Source organism: Gordonia sp. SCSIO 19800 (assembly GCF_018132775.1).
GTDB classification, from domain to species: Bacteria; Actinomycetota; Actinomycetes; order Mycobacteriales; family Mycobacteriaceae; genus Gordonia; species Gordonia hongkongensis.
Genome location: NZ_JAGRQM010000001.1, coordinates 540,067 through 559,281 on the forward strand (window position 1 = coordinate 540,067; position 19,215 = coordinate 559,281).

General features: G+C 67.5%; 12 protein-coding genes. 5 read left to right on the top strand and 7 right to left on the bottom strand.

Going from position 1 to position 19,215, the window contains the following annotated elements:
* Window positions 1–910: 910 nt before the first annotated feature.
* The 3 genes from KB201_RS02440 (at window position 911) to KB201_RS02450 (ending at window position 5,611) form a co-directional block, all read left to right on the top strand.
* Complete coding sequence (locus KB201_RS02440; RefSeq protein ID WP_211538242.1) at window positions 911–2,674, top strand: ABC transporter ATP-binding protein; 1,764 nt, start codon at window positions 911–913, stop codon at window positions 2,672–2,674.
* A complete protein-coding gene (locus KB201_RS02445) occupies window positions 2,667–4,568 on the top strand; it encodes an ABC transporter ATP-binding protein (protein ID WP_211538243.1) in 1,902 nt (633 codons plus the stop codon). Before KB201_RS02440 ends, KB201_RS02445 begins: the two co-directional genes overlap by 8 nt.
* Window positions 4,569–4,657: 89 nt before the next feature.
* On the top strand, window positions 4,658–5,611 hold the full coding sequence (locus KB201_RS02450; protein ID WP_249145010.1) for an alpha/beta hydrolase family protein: 954 nt from the start codon (window positions 4,658–4,660) through the stop codon (window positions 5,609–5,611).
* Here KB201_RS02450 and KB201_RS02455 read toward each other — a convergent pair.
* The 7 genes from KB201_RS02455 to KB201_RS02485 form a co-directional block, all read right to left on the bottom strand.
* Complete coding sequence (locus KB201_RS02455) at window positions 5,546–7,432, bottom strand: ABC transporter ATP-binding protein (RefSeq protein ID WP_078112221.1); 1,887 nt, start codon at window positions 7,430–7,432, stop codon at window positions 5,546–5,548. The genes KB201_RS02450 and KB201_RS02455 overlap by 66 nt on opposite strands.
* Window positions 7,433–7,617: 185 nt before the next feature.
* A complete protein-coding gene (locus tag KB201_RS02460) occupies window positions 7,618–8,319 on the bottom strand; it encodes an MspA family porin (RefSeq protein WP_078112185.1) in 702 nt (233 codons plus the stop codon).
* A gap of 71 nt (window positions 8,320–8,390) precedes the next feature.
* Window positions 8,391–9,032 (bottom strand): MspA family porin, encoded by a 642-nt coding sequence (locus tag KB201_RS02465; RefSeq protein ID WP_078112186.1) that lies wholly within the window; start codon window positions 9,030–9,032, stop codon window positions 8,391–8,393.
* A gap of 703 nt (window positions 9,033–9,735) precedes the next feature.
* Window positions 9,736–10,404: a molybdenum cofactor biosynthesis protein B gene (locus KB201_RS02470; protein ID WP_058251498.1), complete on the bottom strand. Its 669-nt coding sequence runs from the start codon at window positions 10,402–10,404 to the stop codon at window positions 9,736–9,738.
* 112 nt (window positions 10,405–10,516) lie between these two features.
* Window positions 10,517–12,001, bottom strand: a complete 1,485-nt coding sequence (locus tag KB201_RS02475) for a S1C family serine protease (RefSeq protein ID WP_058251499.1) — start codon at window positions 11,999–12,001, stop codon at window positions 10,517–10,519.
* Window positions 12,002–12,207: 206 nt separating this feature from the next.
* Window positions 12,208–13,746 (bottom strand): HAMP domain-containing sensor histidine kinase, encoded by a 1,539-nt coding sequence (locus tag KB201_RS02480; RefSeq protein WP_078112187.1) that lies wholly within the window; start codon window positions 13,744–13,746, stop codon window positions 12,208–12,210.
* A complete protein-coding gene (locus KB201_RS02485; RefSeq protein WP_058251501.1) occupies window positions 13,746–14,432 on the bottom strand; it encodes a response regulator transcription factor in 687 nt (228 codons plus the stop codon). The genes KB201_RS02480 and KB201_RS02485 overlap by 1 nt, the downstream gene beginning before the upstream one ends.
* 240 nt (window positions 14,433–14,672) lie before the next feature.
* On the opposite strand from KB201_RS02485, the gene KB201_RS02490 reads away from it, so the two are divergent.
* Together KB201_RS02490 and KB201_RS24725 are read left to right on the top strand one after the other, a co-directional pair.
* Window positions 14,673–18,788, top strand: a complete 4,116-nt coding sequence (locus KB201_RS02490; protein ID WP_211538260.1) for a bifunctional nitrate reductase/sulfite reductase flavoprotein subunit alpha — start codon at window positions 14,673–14,675, stop codon at window positions 18,786–18,788.
* A gap of 255 nt (window positions 18,789–19,043) precedes the next feature.
* The coding region (locus KB201_RS24725) for a GIY-YIG nuclease family protein (RefSeq protein ID WP_249145014.1) at window positions 19,044–19,215 on the top strand (172 nt) is incomplete at its 3' end.

The following is a 19,215-nucleotide window of genomic DNA, read 5'->3' on the forward strand; positions in this document are numbered from 1 at the left end:
TTTCCGATCGTGACGGCGCAAGCATCTACTCCGGTCAGAAATTTCCGGAAAGCGATCAACACCTAGGAGAACATCATGGGCGAAATCTACGGCGGTTCCATCGAAGACGCACTGAAGGCGCTGTTCAGCGGCTCGGATGACAACTACGGAGAAGAGGTCGAGGTCGACTGAGACGTCGACCCGATCCCGCACAACGAGCAAACCGACTCAAGGAGACCGACATGGCCACTGGCATCGAGATCAACCTCAACGAGCTGTTCAAGGACGTTTTCAGCGGTTCACTGGAAGAAGAGCCGACGCCTCCGCCTGCCTGACAGTTGCCCGATGCCAAGTGGCTCCGCAGCTGCACTCCGGGGCCGGGTCGGCATTGCGCGCTGATTAGCCGACGCAGCGACATCATGAACGAAAGATTTGAAATTCGTTCATCAATCGGTCGAGCGCTGTGGCGAATTCAGCATTTATGATCCATAGGTCTGCGACGGGGGCGTGGATCACGTGCACGCGATACCCGTCCAGCATCTCATCACTGACGAAGGAGATCTCATGGCGGAAATCATTCAGGGCGCTATCACCGACGCGATCGTCGAACTGGTCACGGGTTCAATCGAATCGGGTTCGGAAGAAGCACCCGTGTAGATCTCGAATCGAGACTCGACCGCCCCGGACACGCGTCCGGGGCGGTTTCGTCTGTTCCGGTTATGGTTCCGACAGCAACTCCCGAAGTATTGTTCATCCGCATTTAGCGATGAAGCGACTAGAGCAGCGGCCCACATATCCGGGCTCACCCCGCACGAAACCGCCGCATGTAGACTTCGGAACACTTCACGGCACGCACACGAAACCGATATCGGTGGGGAGTTCCGCACCCACGGTAGGCCAGCGTCACGACGACCCGGAGTAGCCTCACCAGATGCCCGTCACCCGCTCGATGAGCAAAGATGAGGTACGCGCGTTGCTCGCGCTCCTGTTCGACGCGCTCCGGACAACCCGTTGGGCCTGCGCCGGTTTCGTCGTCTTCCAGCTCGCGTCGGTGTTCACCACGCTCGCCCAGCCCGCTCTCAACGCCGCGATCATCGACGACGGAATCCTGCGCGGTGACGTGGCGACCATCAAGCGCGTCGGGGTGCTCATGGTCGTGGTGGCCGTGGTCAACCTGGTGGTGTCGATCGGTGCCACATTCCTGGCCTCCCATATCTCGGCGACGGCGGCGCGCGACCTCCGCACGCGCGTGCACGGTCGGATCAGCGCCTTCAGCGATCCGCAGGTGCATTCCATCGGCCTCTCGAGCCTGCTGACGCGCTCCACCGGAGATGTGGGCCAGATCCAGGGCTTCCTCTTCATCAGCCTGACCGTCGTGGTGACCGCGCCGTTGATGCTGTTCGGCGCGCTGGTGTTGTCGCTGGCGCAGGGCTGGCGGATGGCGCCCGTACTGGTGGTCGCCGGAGCGGTGCTGGTCGTCCTCGTCGCCGTCCTCGTCCGGCGTCTGGTGCCGTGGGCTGCGCAGTTGCAGCGTCGTCTCGACGTCGTGAACCGGGTGCTGCGCGAGCAGTTGCGTGGGATCGCGATCATCCGCACCTTTCGGCGAGAGGACCGGGAGCGCGCCCGGTTCGCGGTGGAGAACGACGAACTCACCCACGTGGCCCTACGCCTCGGCCGACTGCAGGTCCTGATGCTGCCGTTGGTCACCGTGGTCTCGAACCTCGCCGTGGTCGCGGTGACCGCACTGGGTGCGATCTTCGTCGACCGCGGGGAGATGCAGATCGGCCAGATCACCGCGACGGTCGGCTATCTCGCCCAGATCCTGCTGGCGGTGTCGCTGCTGACCATGATCGCCGGGGTCATCCCGCGTGCGGTGACCAGCGCCGGACGAATTACCGAGGTGCTCGACACCGAGCCGCTCGACCCCGGCGACCCCGGCGACGGCCGGGCGCCCTCACCGCCCGCGATCGTCTTCGACGCGGTGTCGGTCGCCTATCCGGGCGCCGAGTCCCCCACCGTCGACCAGGTCTCCCTGTTCTGCGCACCCGGCACGGTGACCGGCGTCCTCGGCGGAACCGGAAGCGGCAAGTCGACGCTGCTGTCCCTACCCCTGCGGTTCGCCGACCCCACGTCGGGCGTGCTCCGATGGGATGCCGCCGACGTGACCGCCCTGGCGCCCGCCTGGGTTCGCGCACGCAGCGCCTTCGTGGGTCAGGGTGCGGAGCTCATCACCGGGACGGTCGCCGACAACCTCCGGATCGCCCGACCGACCGCCACCGACGACGAGCTGTGGGACGCCCTGGAGGTCGCCGCCGCGGCCGACTTCGTCTCGGCTCGCCCCGGCGCTCTCGACGCCACGGTGGCGCAGGAGGGACGCAACTTCTCCGGTGGTCAGCGCCAACGGCTCGCACTCGCGCGTGCCGTTCTCCGCCGGCCCGCGCTGTACGTCCTCGACGACCCGTTCAGCGCTCTCGACGTCGACACCGAGGCCCAGATCATCGGACGGTTGCGCCGGACCGATCCGGATGCGACGGTCCTGATCGCCGCGCAGCGTGTGTCGTCGGTCCAGCACGCGGACGTCATCGCGGTGCTCGACGCGGGACGGATCGTCGGCCTCGGAACAGATTCGGAATTGCGGTCCCGCAGCGACATCTATCGGGAGATCGCCTACGCGCAGGCGGTGACCAATGCTTGACCAGAGATCGCAGGCGCCGGCGGTCGGGCCGAGGGGGAAGCAGGCGTCGGCAGACCGACCGACGGCTCGACGGCGCGATGGATCGCTGCGCTGGATCGTCTGGCAACTCGACCTGAGCAGAGGACGCGGGACGGCCATCTCCCTCTTCGCGATCCTCGCCGCGGTCGGCGGCGTCGTCGCGCCGATCCTGTTCGGTGCGGTCACCAACGTGATCGTCGACGGCACGGTCGGCGACGCGACGATGAACTGGGGACTGCTCTGGACGCTGCTGGCGATCCAGGTCGGGGTGTTCGTGGCGGCCGCGGTCTGCAGCCTCGCCCAGGGCCGGTTGCTGACCGTCGCCGTGCAGCGGTCGGTGGCCGGGTTGCGCGCACGCATTGAGGACAAGATCCACCGTCTTCCGTTGCGCTACTTCGAGAACACCACACGCGGCGTGTGGGTGAGCAAGCTGACCGCCCACACCGACAACGCCGCGACGGTGATCGCACCGGTGCTGGTGACCGTTCCGACGAATGCCTTGACGCTTGTCGTCGTCACCGCCGTGCTGTTCGTCATCTCCCCGGTGCTGGCTTGTGTCGCCTTGGTCGCAGCACCCGTGTCGGCGCTGGCCGCGGTCCTGCTCGCCCGCCGGGCACGACCGCACCTCGAGTCCCGCTGGACGACCACGGCCGCCCTCACGGGGCACATCGAAGAGGAACTCAGCGCGCGCCGGATGTTGCAGGCGTACAACGCCGAACCGACCGCCGCGCGCCGCTTCGACGACCTCAACGACAAACTCTTCGCGTCGGTGCGCTCTGCCCAGTGGATCGGCGGTTCCCTGCCCTCGGTCCTCACCGCGGTCAACGCCCTGGTGTTCCTGATCCTGGCGGTCGTCGGCGGGATCATGGTGGTCGACGGGCACCTCAGTCTCGGGGCGGCTCAGGTGGTGGTGGTGTTCGCACAGCAGCTGACGAGCGCGGTTCGCGAACTCGCCGGCTTCGTCACCAAGGTCCAGTCCGGAACGGTGTCGGCGAGCAAGGTCCGAGAGGTGCTCGAAGCACCCGAGGACGGCGGCGCCGACACCGGCCAGCCGGTGCCGGTCTCGTCCGGCCGGCACCAGCTCCCGCCCGAGATCGTCTTCGACGACGTGGGCTTCGCCTACGAGGAAGACAACCCCGTTCTCGACTCGGTGAGCTTCCGGATGGCGCCCGGCACGACCACCGCCGTGGTGGGGACCACCGGGTCGGGCAAGACCACGCTGACCAATCTCCTGCAGGCGTTCTACGCACCCAGTCGGGGCTCGATCACCATCGACGGCGTCGATCTCGTCGAACTCGGACCGCACCGGGTACGGGCGGACATGGCCGTCGTCACCCAGGAACCGTGGCTGTTCACCGGGACAGTCCGCGAGAACATCGCCTTCGGCATCGAGGACGGCCGTGCGGTCGATGCGGCTCTTACGGACAGCCACGTCGCGCAGATCGTCGCAGCACTCCCCGAGGGCATCGACACCGTGATCGGCCAGGAATCCGAAAACCTCAGCGCCGGCGAGAAACAGCTGGTCACCGTCGCGCGCGCGATTGCCGCGTCGCCCAAGATCCTCATTCTCGACGAGGCGACCAGCGCCGCCGACCCCCGCACCGAGTTGCTCGTTCAACGTGCCCTGCACCGACTACGCGCGGGGACCACCACCCTGCTCATCACCCACCGCATGGCGACCGCGGCGTTGGCCGACGAGATCGTCGTCCTCGACGATAGGGTGATTGCCGAAGCAGGGACCCACCAGGAGTTGCTCGCCGCGGGCGGGATCTACGCCCGACGGTGCGGACTCGCGCCGGCGGACGCCACGGCCGGCGACGACGCGAGTGTGAGCGGCAGCAGTCCCAGCGGTCCGGACGCGAGGTCGGACCCGTGACAGAAGGCAGGAGCCAGCGCGAGTCGGACCACCGGCCCGCCGTCTCCCGATCAGGAGGAAACGTGTACAGAGGTTTGCGCAAACTCGGGATGGCAGCGGCGGTCGCCCTCAGTGTCTCCCTCGTCGCTCCAATGACCGGCGGGGCGAGCGCCGCACCACGACTCGTCGACGCCGGATCGCCCGGGCGCGTGACCGACATCGTCGTGCATTCCGACGCCATGAACCGTGATGTACCGCTGACCGTGATCAAGCCGGCCGACGAGTCCAAGCCGCGCGGGGTGCTCTACCTCCTCAACGGTGCCGGCGGCGGCGAGGATCGCGCCAACTGGCTGGAGAAGACCGACATCGTCGAGTTCACGCGCAACAAGAACCTGTACGTGGTCATCCCGAACGCCGGCCAGTACAGCTACTACACCGACTGGCAGAAGCCCGATCCGGTTCTCGGCGTGCACAAGTGGTCGACCTTCCTGGGCAAGGAACTCCCCGCGGTCGTCGATGCCACCTACAACACCTCCGGGCGCAACGCCATCGGCGGGATCTCCTCGTCGGCGACGTCGGTGCTGAACCTCGCCATCGAGCATCCCGATCTCTACCAGGCCGTCGGCTCCTACAGCGGATGTCCGACGACGTCCGACCCGTTCGGTCAGGAATACATCAGACTCGTCGTAGAGATCCGCGGGGACGGCGACGCCACCAATATGTGGGGTCCGTACGGCGGCTCCGGCTGGCGCGCCCACGATCCCGTGGTGAACGCCGCCAAGCTGCGTGGCCAGAAGCTCTACATCTCGAACGCCGGCGGTCTGCCCGGGCAGTACGACAATCCTCGCTACGTGAAGGACCTGGACACCCTGGCCGACCAGATCGTCGTGGGCGGAGTCATCGAGGGCGCCACCCTGGGCTGCACCGTCCAGCTCCTGAATCGTCTCGGGCAGTTGAACATCCCGGCGACGGTGGACCTCCCGCCCGCGGGAACCCATTCATGGCTGTACTGGCAGGACCAGCTGCACCGTTCGTGGTCGTTCTACGAGCGCGCCCTCGCCTGACCACGGCGCCACCGGAGCCACATCGGCGAACCGTCCGTCGCGCAATTCGAGTGTCCGGTCGGCGAGCTCGAGCACACGCGGATCATGGGTGATGAGGATCGTGGTCCGCAGTGACGCGACCCTGGCGAGTGGTTCGAGGATCCCGCTGACGGTCTCGTCGTCGAGACCTGTGGTCGGTTCGTCGAGGACCAGTACCGGGCGGTTTCGAAGGATCGTGCGCGCCAGCGCAATTCGCTGCTGCTGACCACCGGACAGGTTCTCCCCACGTTCGACGACCTCGGCGTCGAGGCCGCCGTTCAACCGCGAGATGAATTCGGCGGCCCCTGCGGCCCGCGCGGCAGCTGCGATGTCCGCTCTGGTCGCCGTGGTGCAGCCGAAACGGATGTTGTCCGCGATCGTGCCGCGCATCAACGCCGGCCGCTGATGCAGCACCGACAGATGCTCTCTCAGATCGCTCACGTCGAGATGGCGAATGTCGGTGCCGTTCAGCCGGATCGACCCCGCGTCAGGGTCGTACAGACGCAGCAGCAGACGGGTCAGGGTGCTCTTGCCGACACCACTGGGACCCGTGACCGCCACTGTCTCACCCGCACGGATCTCCAGGTGGGCGTCCTCGAAGACTCGGGACCCGTTGTCCGGGTATGCGAAGGACACCCCGGTCAACGACAGACGAACCGAGGCGGGCGCGACCGGACGACGGGCCGGAATCGGGTCAGTGACACCTGGTTCGGGCGCAAGCGATTCGGGCGCAATCGGTTCGGCGACACCCGCCGGCGCGTCGAGGACCTCGGCCACCCGTTCGGCGCTCGCGGTCGCGGACGTGACCTCGACGAGCAGACCGCCGAGTACCTGGATCTGCGGATAGAGGTACCCGAGATATCCGGTCAGGGCGATGAGCGTGCCCAGTTGCGCATCACCGCCGGCGATGAGCCACGCCCCGAACGCGATGACGACGACCATGCAGAGCACTTCGACGACCGTGACCGCCTCGGCGAAGGCCGCCCCCGCCCGGGACTCCGACATCCGGGACTCCCGCCATCGGCGGTTCTGCTCCAGGACCCGGGCTCGGTGGTGCGAGGTCTGGTTGTCGGCCTGCAACGCCACCATGTTGCCGATCCCCTCGGCGACCAGTGAACTGATCCGGCCGGCAGCCTGCCGCTCGCGACGCGACGCACGTTTGACCACGGCGCCGAATCGGCGGGCCGTCACCCAGAGCAGCGGAGCGAGAACGGCGGCGACAAGGGCCAACTGCCAGTTGGTCGCGAAGGCGGCGGCACCGTAGACGAGGAGACTCACGGTGGCGACGACGCCGGAGACCACACCCGACGACACGAGACTGTCGACCGCCTCGACGTCGGCGGTGGTGCGCGACACCAGGTCTCCGTCACCGAACCGGTCCCGCGTGTGCGGCGCGAGTCGCTGGATGTGCGCGTACAGCTGACCCCGGAGACGCAGCAGTACCGTCTCGGTCACTCCTGCGGTCAGGATCCCGCCCGCATACGACGACACGGCGCCGAGAATGGAGACACCCACCCAGATCATCATCGGGGTGGACAGCGCGCTCAGATCGCCGGTCACCAGCACGTCGTCGACGATGTGCGCGAACAGCGCGACGGTGACCACCGTGTTGCCGACCTGCACGAGATGGCAGATCACGGCGAGCGCGAGACGCCACCTCAGACCGGCGACCAAAGGCGCGAAACGGCGGATGGTCGCCGGCACCGAGAGAGTGGGCGGTAGGACCTCTGACGTCGGGACGCGTGGCCCCACGTCGCCCGCGCTCGGATCGTCAACCGGTCGCGGCTCGGTCGCGGTGGACATGTGATGGCTCCTCACCGGCGGGATGAGCACCGCCGGCACCGAGACTACGACCGAGGACCGATGAGTTTCACTGCCAGACAGCCGGTTACAGGAGACTCACAGCGACCCCGAACCGGCCCCACAATGACGACCGCGGGGCGGGAATCCGTTCGGATTCCCGCCCCGCGGCGTGGTGGAGGAGTCGATCAGCCGAGGCTGAACGGCTTACCGTTGAGCGCCACGACACCCTTGACGGCGTCGGTGCTGACGGTCACCTGGATGAAGGCGCGAGCCGAAGCATAGCCGGCGCAGCTCTCGACCTTGAACTGCTCCTGGCTGTAGACGACGCCACCCTTCTGCCCCTGGAAGGTGTACGCACTCAAGTTGTAGTCCGAGTAGGCCGTGTCCGAGCCGGAGGTCTCGCTGATGAGCCACTGACGCTTGACCTCGCCCGGGCCGAGCGACACGCCGCCGCCGAAGAGGTTGTCGTCATCGTCGATCGGCGTGAGGCCTGCACCCGCAGTAACGTTACCCGGATTCGAGTAGTCAATGCCGGCCTCTGCGCCAGGCACCTGGGCCTCGCCACCGCCGAAGTGGACCTGGCAGCCGACGTCGTAGCCGACCTTGATGGAGCCACCCTCGGCCTTGCCGCCGACGGTCACGCGAACCTTGCCCGACAACCAGCCCTCGCGAGTGGTGGGGACGTTGCTGATCGGACGCTGGACGCTAACGAACTCGTCGAACAGCTGGACGGTGACGGGCGTGCCGTCGACCAGGGTCTTGGTGATGGTGCCACCCGGCAGCGGGCCGGCGGTGGCGCCACCGGCGCCGAGGCTGGTGAGGCCCATCGCGACGGCACCGGCGAGACCGGCCGCCGCAACCACGCGACGCGTGATGTTCTTCTTCATGATTCCCCTTCGTGGAATATCGATCTGCTCAGGGCAGATAAGTCAGGTAAAGCTTGTTATCTGCGCCCGGATCAACCGATGGTGAAGGGCTTGCCGTACAGGGTGGACTGGATGAGGGTGCCCTCGCCGCTGAGCTTCCCGTCGTCGGTGCTGTAGCCCTTGGCCCCGATGGTCTTGGCCACCGATCGCGCCGAGGCGAAGCCACCGCACTGATTGAGGTTGAACGACAGCTGCGACAGCTGGATGGCGGCAACACCTGAGTCGGAGAAGTCCTTGTCGGTGAGGTCGACAACGGCGACCTGCCCCGGAGCGAGGGGAAGACTCAACGAGCCGGACAACGTGGCAGCAGACAGGCTGATCACGCCGCCCAGATCGAGCGTGATGCCGCTGACGTCGACCTGGCAGCCCACGATGTACTTCACGGCAAGCTTGCCGCCGACGCCAGCAGATGCCTTGGCCGAGTAAGTACCCGAAAGCACGAAACCACGCGACGCGGGGTTGTTCGCGACGGTGGGGATCGGGTAGGCGTTCTCACCGGTCCGCCAGGTCTGGATGGACTCGCCGTCGATGCCGGTGGCGTTCTTGTAACCGTTCGGCAGCGGCGCACCTGCCGCTTCGCCGACGCCCATGCCGGCCAGGCCCACGACCGCGGCCGAGGCGATCGCGACCGCGCCCGCGGCGCGGCGCAGCCCAAGCTTGCTGAACTTGCTCATTCGTTCCCTCTCACAGGATTCGGCTGTTACCCCGCGGAATGCACTCACACCCGCAAGTCATGACCCACGACGTTCGATGGGCTTCCACACAGTTACCACCAAGCCAGCTCTTATGCATGCCTTAGCTGTCGTAAAGAATCCATCGAATTCGTGGTCACTGCTGCGTTGTCACTCGCGACAGATCGCAGGACTCCCCCGGTCCCCGACTCTGGGGACCGCGCGTCGTCGAGCCGAACGTTATCGGAGCGGTCTCAACTCGGGCAACAGGAGGACTCGGCCGTGTCACGAAGAGGGCACGCACCAGCGTGAATCTCAGATTCGCCAACGATAGAACGGCGAAAGTTAACGACAGGAAAACACGCTGATGTGACTACGTACGTAAAGAGCGAAATCACCCGTGATGCGGCGGCCGCTGCGCCTCGTACCAATCCTTAGAGCGCCCTGTGTGATGTTCGTCACTCTCGTCTGAAGTCAGTTCAGGAAGGGTGTTTCCGAACACCGCGTCGAGACGACGACGCCGCGCAGCTCGGTGCTGCGCGGCGTCATCATCGCTGCTCATCGGCAATTTCCGGGGTTCTGAAGACTCTGTTCCCACCGGTCGGATATCCCATCGAAAGTGGCCCGTCACCCTGTTAACCAGGAGTTTTCTTTGTATTGCTGAACAGATTTCCGGGCCGCTCGGAGGCCTCGCGGAGCGACCGGGTCAGAACTCGCTGATCGACTCGATCACGTACTTGGCGAGGGGTGCGGCAGTTGCCATGCCGTCGCGCACCGCAGCCCGCGAGTTGGCCAGGTTCACCACGAGTGTCTGTCCGGAGATTCCAGCCAGCCCGCGCGAAAGTCCGCCGTCGGTGGCTCCCGCCGCCAGACCGGAGCTGCGGACGGCCTCTTCTATACCCCGCAGACGCCGATCCAGAAGGGGTTCGGTGGCCTCGGGCGTCACATCCCGGGCGCCGACGCCGACGCCGCCCACCGAGACCACGAGGTCCACTCCGCCGATCACCGCGGTGTTGAGCGCATTGCGGATCTCCACCTCGTCCCCGGAGACGACCACGGCGGCGTCGACGTGGAACCCCGCCTCGGCCAGCAGTTCGCTCACGAGCGGCCCGAGCAGACGCTGGTCCTCACCGTGGGCCGCCTCGTCGTCGACGACGACGACCAGCGCACGACCGATCTCTTCGCCCTGCGGGCGGTGAGCGGCCTGTTCGTGGCGCGCGACGAACTCCCGTGCCGCGGCGTCGGCCGCGACCACGTCGGCGGGGTCGACCGGACCCGGCCCGCCCGCGAGGCGGACGTCCAATGAGTTCTCGTCGAGATCGGTCTCGGCCGAGACGGCGGTGGTACCCGGGTTGCGCGGAGCAGCGTCGGACATGACAGGCCCTTTCTTGATAGGTGGGACCGTCGAAACGGTCGTTCGTGCTGCGCTGTGCCGGCGCCCGCGGTGGGCGCCGGAACAGCCTCCTCGATGCAGTTGTGGTGGTCGGTCAGCCGGCCGCGAGCGTGCCGAGCTTCACCTGGGCGGTCTTGGTGGCGCCGTTGTCCACATAGGTCACGGTGACCGTGTCGCCCGGTGCGTGCGACCGGACCGCGGCGACGAGGGCGTCCCCCGAGGAGATGACGCGGTCGTCGACCTTCGTGATGACCGCGTCCTCGGGGATGCCCGCGTTCGCAGCCGGACCGCCGGGCGTCACCGCGGTGACGACGGCCCCGGGTGCGTCGGACGCGCCGCTCGGCCGTACCGACACACCGATGTTGGCGTGGCTGGCCTTGCCGGTGGACTCGAGTTCCCTGGCCACCCGGATGGCCTGATCGATCGGGATCGCGAACCCGAGTCCGATGCTGCCACCGGCCTGTTGCTCACCCCCACCGAGGGTGGCGATCGCGGTGTTGATCCCGATCAGCGCGCCCCGGGCGTTCACCAGGGCACCGCCGGAGTTGCCCGGGTTGATCGCCGCGTCCGTCTGGATGGCGTCGATGACCGAGGTGGTGTTGGTCCCGGGGTCACGCGAGGTCAGCACGGGACGGTTGAGCGCACTGATGATGCCGGTGGTGACGGTGCCCGCGAGTCCCAGCGGTGAACCGATTGCGATCACGTCCTGCCCGACGGCCAGGTTGTTCGAGTTGCCCACGGTGATCGGTGTGACGTCGTCGCGGTCGACCTTGATGACCGCGATGTCGGAGATCGGGTCGGCCCCCAGGACACGGGCCTCGGCCCGCGAACCGTCGGCGAAGTTGACCGCGACCCTCGACGCCGGGCCGTTGCCGCCGGCACTGACGACGTGGTTGTTCGTCATGATGACGCCGTCCTCGCTGAGGACGACGCCCGAGCCGGAACCCATCGCCCCGCCGGACGCGACCTCGATGGAGACCACCGACGGGGTGACCCGGGCCGCGACCTCCTGCACGGAACCGGCCGGCGCGGCGACCGGCGTCGTGTTGTCGTTGCCGGGATCGCCGCCCAGCGGACCGTTGCTGGAGCTGGAACCAGCGTCGGACTCGGCGAGGTTGTATCCGGCCACGCCACCCACACCGCCCGCGACCAACGCCAGGACGAGTCCGGCCACCCCCAGCGCCACGAGGCGTCCGCCACTCTTCTTCTTGGCGGGTGCGGCCGAGGGGCCGTCCGGGCCCTGGTTCCCGAAGCCGGGCTGGGAGCCGAACGGCGGCTGGCCCGACTGTCCGTACGCGGGACCCGGACCGTAGTTGCCCTGTGGCGGGAACGGACTCGTCCCGGGCCTGCCGTACGACGATGTCGACGCGTTGGTACCCGGGTAGCCCTGGCCGCCCGGTGCGGGGAAGGAGCCCGACGGCGGACCGAACGGACCGCCCTGTCCCGACGCCTCGTTGCCCGACGCCGCGCGGTGACCCCCGCCCGGTTGGCCCCCACCGTGCTGACCACCGCCGTGTTGACCACCGCCGTGCTGACCGCCCCCGTAGGAGCTGTCACCGTGCGAACCGCCAGTCGTCATCTTCGTCTCTTCCTCGTCGGCCCGGCCATGCGCCGGTGCTTGTTGTCAGTGGCCGGGCCGGGACCGCAACACCTCGGCATCGTCGTACCCGAACTGCGCCTTCGGTCAACCCTAGGTGATCCGAGACCAGGTCACACCGGGCGAGTTCAAGGCTGTTCGCAGTCGTCGACAACCGAGTCGTCGGCCCGGCGCCACCCGCTTCTCCTCTACTGACGAATCACCTGCGGGGATGGTTCCGCCGCAGTTGCCCGGCCCGGCAGGGTCATCCGGATCAGCGCTCCCCCGAGCGGCGACGTGTCGGCGACCACGGTGCCGCCGTGTCGTTCGACCACCTGACGCACGATTGCCAGTCCCAGACCCGATCCCGGCATCGACCGCGACTGCGTCGACCGATAGAACCGCTCGAAGACGAGACCTCGGTCCTCCTCGGGGATTCCGGGACCGGCATCGGCGACGTTGAGCTCCGCGGTCGACATCCCGATCTGGGTCAGGCCGACGCGCACCGTGCGGCCGGGAGGACTCCACTTCGCCGCGTTGTCGAGCACGTTCAGCACCGCGCGCGACAGTCCATGTGCCTCGCCGAACACGAACCACGGGGCGAGGTCGACCTCGAACTCGACGTCGTTGCGGCGGCGTCGAACTCGTTCGAGGGCCTGCTCCACGATCTCGGCGAGATCGACCTCCTCGTAGACCACTTCCGGCGCGTCCTCGCGGGCGAGGTCGACGAGATCGCCCACGAGCGTGGACAATTCCTCGATCTGCGCCATCACATCGGCACGGAGATCGACCATGTCCTCCTCCGGCACCGCCCGCGCCCCGGGACGACTCGCGGCGATCAGCAACTCCAGATTGGTCCGCAACGAGGTCAACGGGGTCCGCAGCTCGTGTCCGGCGTCGGCGACCAGACGTGCCTGCCGATCCCGGGACTCGTCGAGGGCGCGCAGCATCGCGTTGAAACTGACCGTGAGCTTGGCGAGTTCGTCGTTGCCGGTCACCGGGATGGGCGTCAGGTCGTTGGTCCGCGCGACCCGCTCCACGGCGCGGTTGAGACGCGAGACCGGCCGCAACCCGGCGCGCGCCACCGTCGTCCCGGCCAGGGCGGCGAGGGCGACCCCGCCGCAACCGACCACGAAGAGCACCCAGGCCAGACGCTTGAGCACCCGGTCGGTCTGGATGAGGCTCTGTGCGAGCACGAGGGTGTTGCCGTCGTCGAGTTTGCGGGTCAGGACACGCTGATTGCGCGTGGTGCGCAGGCTCTGCTGCGTGGAACCGGGCACGGACGGCGACCGGACGATGCCGCGCTCGACGTCGTCGAACGGCACCTGACCGATGAGATACGTCTCGCCGCTGGGGGTCACCAGCGCGATGGAGATGTTGGTGGAGAACACCGTTCCGGCCACCAGCTGCTCGGGTTGCGTACGCAGGACCCCCGCGCGGGCGAGCGCGGCCATCCCGTCGGCGCGACTCTCGAGCTGCTGGTCGACATCGTTGTACATCGCGCGATACACGACGAAATACGCGGCCGCGGCCATCAGACTCACCGAGACCAGCACGACGGTCGCCGACAGGATCGTCACGCGGGTACGCAGCGACACCGCGCGCATCAGCGGCATCGGCGCCCGCATCTCCTTCTCGTCCGACCCGACACCGGTGGTGTGCCCCGTGATCGCCCGGGTGAGGCGGTCGCGGAGGAGATCCCGGGTCTTCGGGTGTCGCGACGTCGAGTTCGACGACTTGCCGATCACTAGGGCGGCGTCTCCCGCAGGACGTACCCGACCCCGCGCACGGTGTGGATCAGTCGCGGTTCGCCGTCGGCCTCGGTCTTACGCCGGAGATAGCCGACGTACACCTCGAGCGCATTACCCGACGTCGGGAAGTCGTAGCCCCAGACCTCTTCGAGGATGCGGCTGCGCGACAACACCCGGCGCGGATTGGCCATGAGCATCTCGAGCAGGGCGAACTCGGTGCGCGTCAGACTGATCGAGCGCTCGCCGCGGGTGACATCGCGGGTGACGGGATCGAGCGACAGATCCGCGAACGTCAGGGTCTCCGAATCCGCGTCCTCGTCCGGCGAGGCACGGCGCAACAGCGCCCGCAACCGGGCGAGGAGTTCCTCGAGGGCGAACGGCTTGGGCAGGTAGTCGTCGGCTCCGGCGTCGAGCCCGGACACCCGCTCGGACACTGAGTCGCGTGCGGTCAGCACCAGGATGGGGAGGTCGTCACCGGCGGAGCGGAGTCGGCGGCACACCTCGAGGCCGTCGAGCCTGGGCATCATCACGTCGAGGATCGCCACGTCCGGCCGGTCGGCCAGGATCTTCTCGAGTGCCTCGATGCCGTCGCCCGCGGTCTCGACGCTGTAGCCGTTGAAGGTGAGCGACCGTCGCAACGACTCCCGGACGGCCCGATCGTCATCGACCACGAGGATGCGCATGGCTACAGTCTTATCCACCCCGGCTGAGATCCGGCTGAGCAACGCCGAAACCCACCCGTTCAAGTGCCGGAGTCGGCGTTCACCTGCGGTTCCGGCGGCCTTTCACATCGGGGACCGAGTTCTGTGAGGTCAAATTGATGGATGCGTAACGCCGGGCTTCGGGTCGCGAAACATCGACCTCCGACGCTGAAACCCGTGACCCTGTCTGCCCCGACTCGATCTGTCGTGTCCCGATCGGTGATGTCGCTGTGCGCCTATTGCGGTGTCGGTTGCGGCATGGAGATGAAGCTCGACGACGATTCCGACCGCGTCACCAGGACGATCGGCCGGCCCGATCATCCGACGAACTTCGGGCGACTGTGCACCAAGGGGTCCACCACCGCGGACATGCTCGCCGCCGGCGGGCGCCTGTCCACCGCGCTGGTCCGAGACGATCGGGGCGGCCAGCTCCGGCCCGCCGCACTCGACGCCGTCGTCACCGACACCGCGCGACGCCTGCGCGACATCGTCGACGAGCACGGGCCCGACGCGGTGGCCCTGTATGTGTCGGGCCAGATGTCGCTGGAGGCGCAGTACCTGGCGAACAAGCTGGCCAAGGGATTCCTGCGCACCAATCAGATCGAGTCGAACTCGCGGCTGTGCATGGCGAGCGCCGGGACCGGATACAAACTGTCGCTCGGATCCGACGGGCCGCCCGGGTCGTACCAGGACTTCGACCACGCCGACGTCTTCCTGGTCATCGGTGCCAACATGGCCGACTGTCACCCGATCCTGTTCCTGCGCATGATGGACCGGGTCAAGGCCGGGGCGAAGCTGATCGTCGTCGATCCTCGACGCACGGCGACGGCCGACAAGGCCGACCTGTTCCTGCAGATCCGGTCCGGGACCGACCTCGCCTTCCTCAACGGCCTGCTGCACCTGCTCATCGAGAACGGCCACACCGACACCGAGTTCATCGAGTCGTTCACCGACGGCTTCGACCAGATCCCCGACTTCGCCGCCCAGTACCCGCCGGATGTCGTCGAATCGATCACCGGGATCGCGGCGTCGGACCTGCGGGCCGCGGCCGAGCTCATCGGCGACGCAGCCAACTGGATGAGTTGCTGGACGATGGGCCTCAACCAGTCCACCCACGGGACCTGGAACACCAACGCGCTCATCAACCTCCACCTCGCCACCGGCGCGATCTGCCGGCTCGGCAGCGGACCGTTCTCACTGACCGGACAGCCGAACGCCATGGGCGGGCGCGAGATGGGTTACATGGGCCCGGGACTGCCCGGCCAGCGCGCTGTCGTGTCCGCGGCGGACCGTGAGTTCGTGGAAGGTGTCTGGGGTGTTCCGGCCGGGACCCTGCGCACCGACGTGGGCGGCGGCACCATCGACATGTTCCGTCGGATGGCCGACGGCGAGATCAAGGCGTGCTGGATCATCTGCACCAATCCCGTTGCCTCGGTGGCGAATCGCAAGACCGTCATCGAGGGACTCGAGCGCGCCGAGCTCGTGATCACCCAGGACACCTTCGTCGACACCGAGACCAACCAGTACGCCGACGTGGTGCTGCCCGCGACGCTGTGGTCGGAGTCGACCGGTGTGATGGTCAACTCCGAACGCAACCTCACCCTGTTCGAACCCGCGCTCGACGCCCCCGGACAGGCGATCCCGGACTGGCAGCTCATCGCGCGCATCGCCGCCGAGATGGGGTACGCCGACGCCTTCGACTATGCGAGCGCCGAGGAGGTGTTCGAGGAGATCAAACGGTTCGCGAACCCGAACACCGGTTACGACCTGCGCGGGGTTACCTACGACCGGCTCCGCCGCACTCCGATGCAATGGCCGTGCCCGCCGGCCGACGACAGCGAGCCCGATCCGGTGGACACCGGTGCCCGCAACCCGATCCGATATCTCAACGACGGTCGCAGTCAGACGCTCCACCGCCTCGACGACGGGTCGACACCGCGCCTCGCGTTCGCCACCCCCAGCCGCCGCGCCCAGTTCTTCGCCCGTCCCCACCTCGACCCGGCCGAGATGCCCGACGACGACTACCCCTTCTTGCTGAACACGGGCCGGTTGCCCCATCAGTGGCACACCATGACCAAGACCGGCCGGGTGGCCAAGCTCAACAAACTCAACCCGGAGCCCTTCGTCGAGATACATCCCGACGATGCCGACCGGTTGGGCATCACCGCCGCGGACAAGGTCGAGGTGGCGTCCCGTCGCGGCCGGGCGGTGTTGCCCGCGCGGATCTCCGACCGCGTGCGACCCGGCAACTGCTTCGTACCGTTTCACTGGAACGACGTCTTCGGCGAACACCTGGCGATCAACGCCGTCACCTCCGACGCGGTGGATCCGTTGTCGCAGCAACCGGAGCTGAAAGTCTGTGCGGTGACCCTGATCCGGGTGCCCGGCTCGCGCGGTGACGTCGACGATGCGCCGGTCGTCGCCGCGGGTTCGACGGACCTCGGCGTCGCACTGGGGGTCTCGGGTGTCGAGGCGCCTGCGATGACCCCCGCCGAGCGCCTCTACCTGGCCGGTCTCGTGGCCGGCGTGGGCGATTCGCCCGTGGGCAGTCCGGTCGTCCCGGCCGATGCGCCGCTGGGGGCCGAGCTCCGCATCTGGGTGTCGGGTGTTCTCGCCGGCCTGTACTCCCGCGCGGCCGCCGCACCCGATCCCGCTGTCCCCCGGTCGGACTCATCGTCGTCGGAACCGGACACCGACACGGTGACGGTGCTCTGGGCCTCGCAGATGGGCAACGCCGAGGAGCTCGCCGCAGAAGCAGCCGAGCGCGTCAAGGCCAGCGGCCTCCGGGTCGACGCCCGGTCGATGGACGATGTCGAGGTCGGCGAACTGAAGGGCACGGCCCTGTTCGTCACCTCGACCACCGGGGACGGCGATCCGCCGGACAACGGTACATCGTTCTGGGATGCGCTGAACTCCGACGACGCACCCGACCTGTCCGGCGTCGACTACGCGGTGCTGGCGCTCGGCGACTCCAACTACGACGACTTCTGCGGCCACGGACGCAAACTCGACACCCGCATCGGCGAACTGGGTGGCCGTCGCCTACTCGAGCGCGTCGACTGCGAACCCGACTTCGAGGAGACGGCGGGCGGCTGGCTGACCGAGGTCATCCGGGCGATCAGCATGTCGAACCGGGCACCCACCTCGGGGGTGACCGGCGACCGGGTGACCGTGGTCAGTGAACCGGCCGACTCCGCGGCGGCACCCTCGGTACGTTCCGCGCCGGCCTATTCGCGGAAGAAGCCGCTGCTCACCTCGCTCGTGCGGAACGTCAAGCTCAACTCCGAGGGGTCCGGTAAGGACGTGCGCAACTTCGGGTTCCACCTGCCCGCCGGCACGATGTCGTACCAGGCCGGGGACGCGCTGGGGGTCTGGCCGCGCAACGACCCAACGCTCGTCGAGGAGTTCCTCGACCGTACCGGCCTCGACGCCGACGCGTCGGTGACCGTGGGCGGCGATGAGGTCGCGTTGCACACCGCCCTGCGCGACCGCATCGAATTCGCGCGCGTGACACCGGATCTCGTCCGTTTCGTCGCCGACCGTACCGGTTCCGCCGACCTCAAGACGCTCATCGCACCCGGGAACAAACAGCAGTTCAACGACTGGGCATGGGGGCGACAGTCGGTCGATGTCCTGGCCGATCATCCCGTCAGCGCTGACGCCGCGGAGTGGATGCAGGTCCTCAAATCGATCGCCCCCCGGTCGTATTCGATCTCATCGAGCCCCCTGGAGAGTCCTGACGAGATCCAACTGACGGTGTCGGCCGTGCGCTACAACCTGTTCGGCACGCCGCGCGGTGGAGTCTGCTCGACCTTCCTGGCCGACCGCGCCGACGAGGAGATCGGCGTGTTCGTCACCTCCACGAGCCACTTCCGGCCGCCGGCCGATCCCGACACCCCGATGATCATGATCGGCCCCGGCACCGGCATCGCCCCGTTCCGCGGTTTCCTCCGCGAACGCGAGGCCCTGGGGCACACCGGGAAGAACTGGCTGTTCTTCGGCGAGCAGTACTCGGCGACCGACTTCTACTATCGCGACGAGTTGACGACCATGCTCGGCGACGGACTGCTCACCCGCCTCGACGTCGCGTTCTCGCGCGATCAGGATCGCAAGATCTACGTCCAGGACCGGATGCGCGAACACGGTGAAGAGCTCTACCAGTGGCTGCACGACGGCGCTCACGTCTACGTCTGCGGCGACGCGACTCGGATGGCCAAGGACGTCGACGCAACACTGAAAGGCATTGTCGCGCAGTACGGTCGCCGCTCCCCCGCGAGCGCCGAGTCGTACGTCAAGGCACTCGCAGCTGACAAACGCTATGTGCGGGACGTGTACTGAAGGGCGAGCCCCGGTCGGCACCTGGCCGCAGACCGAAGATGCGGAGCTACCCGATGGCTCCCTGAGGTGCGACGCTTCCCCATGCTCCCTGAGGCGCGACGCTTTCCCATGCTCCCTGAGGTGCGAGGAGCGCAAGCGACGAGCCACGAAGGGCACCGCAAGTCGGAGTAAACAGGCGACGCGAGCTGCCGCGAACTCTCCACAGGCAGGGGTACATACGTTCCTCGGGCTGCCAGAATCTTCGACGATACTGCGATGGCATGGGTATACATCCTCGAGTGCGCGGACGGGAAGTACTACGTCGGAAGCACGCGAAACCTCGACAATCGGTTACGCCAACACAGCTCGGCTGTCCATGGCCGTGAGAAAGTCCCCATTGGTGGCCAGGTCGAGGTCCCCGCTGGTGGCCAGATAAAAGTCCCCACCC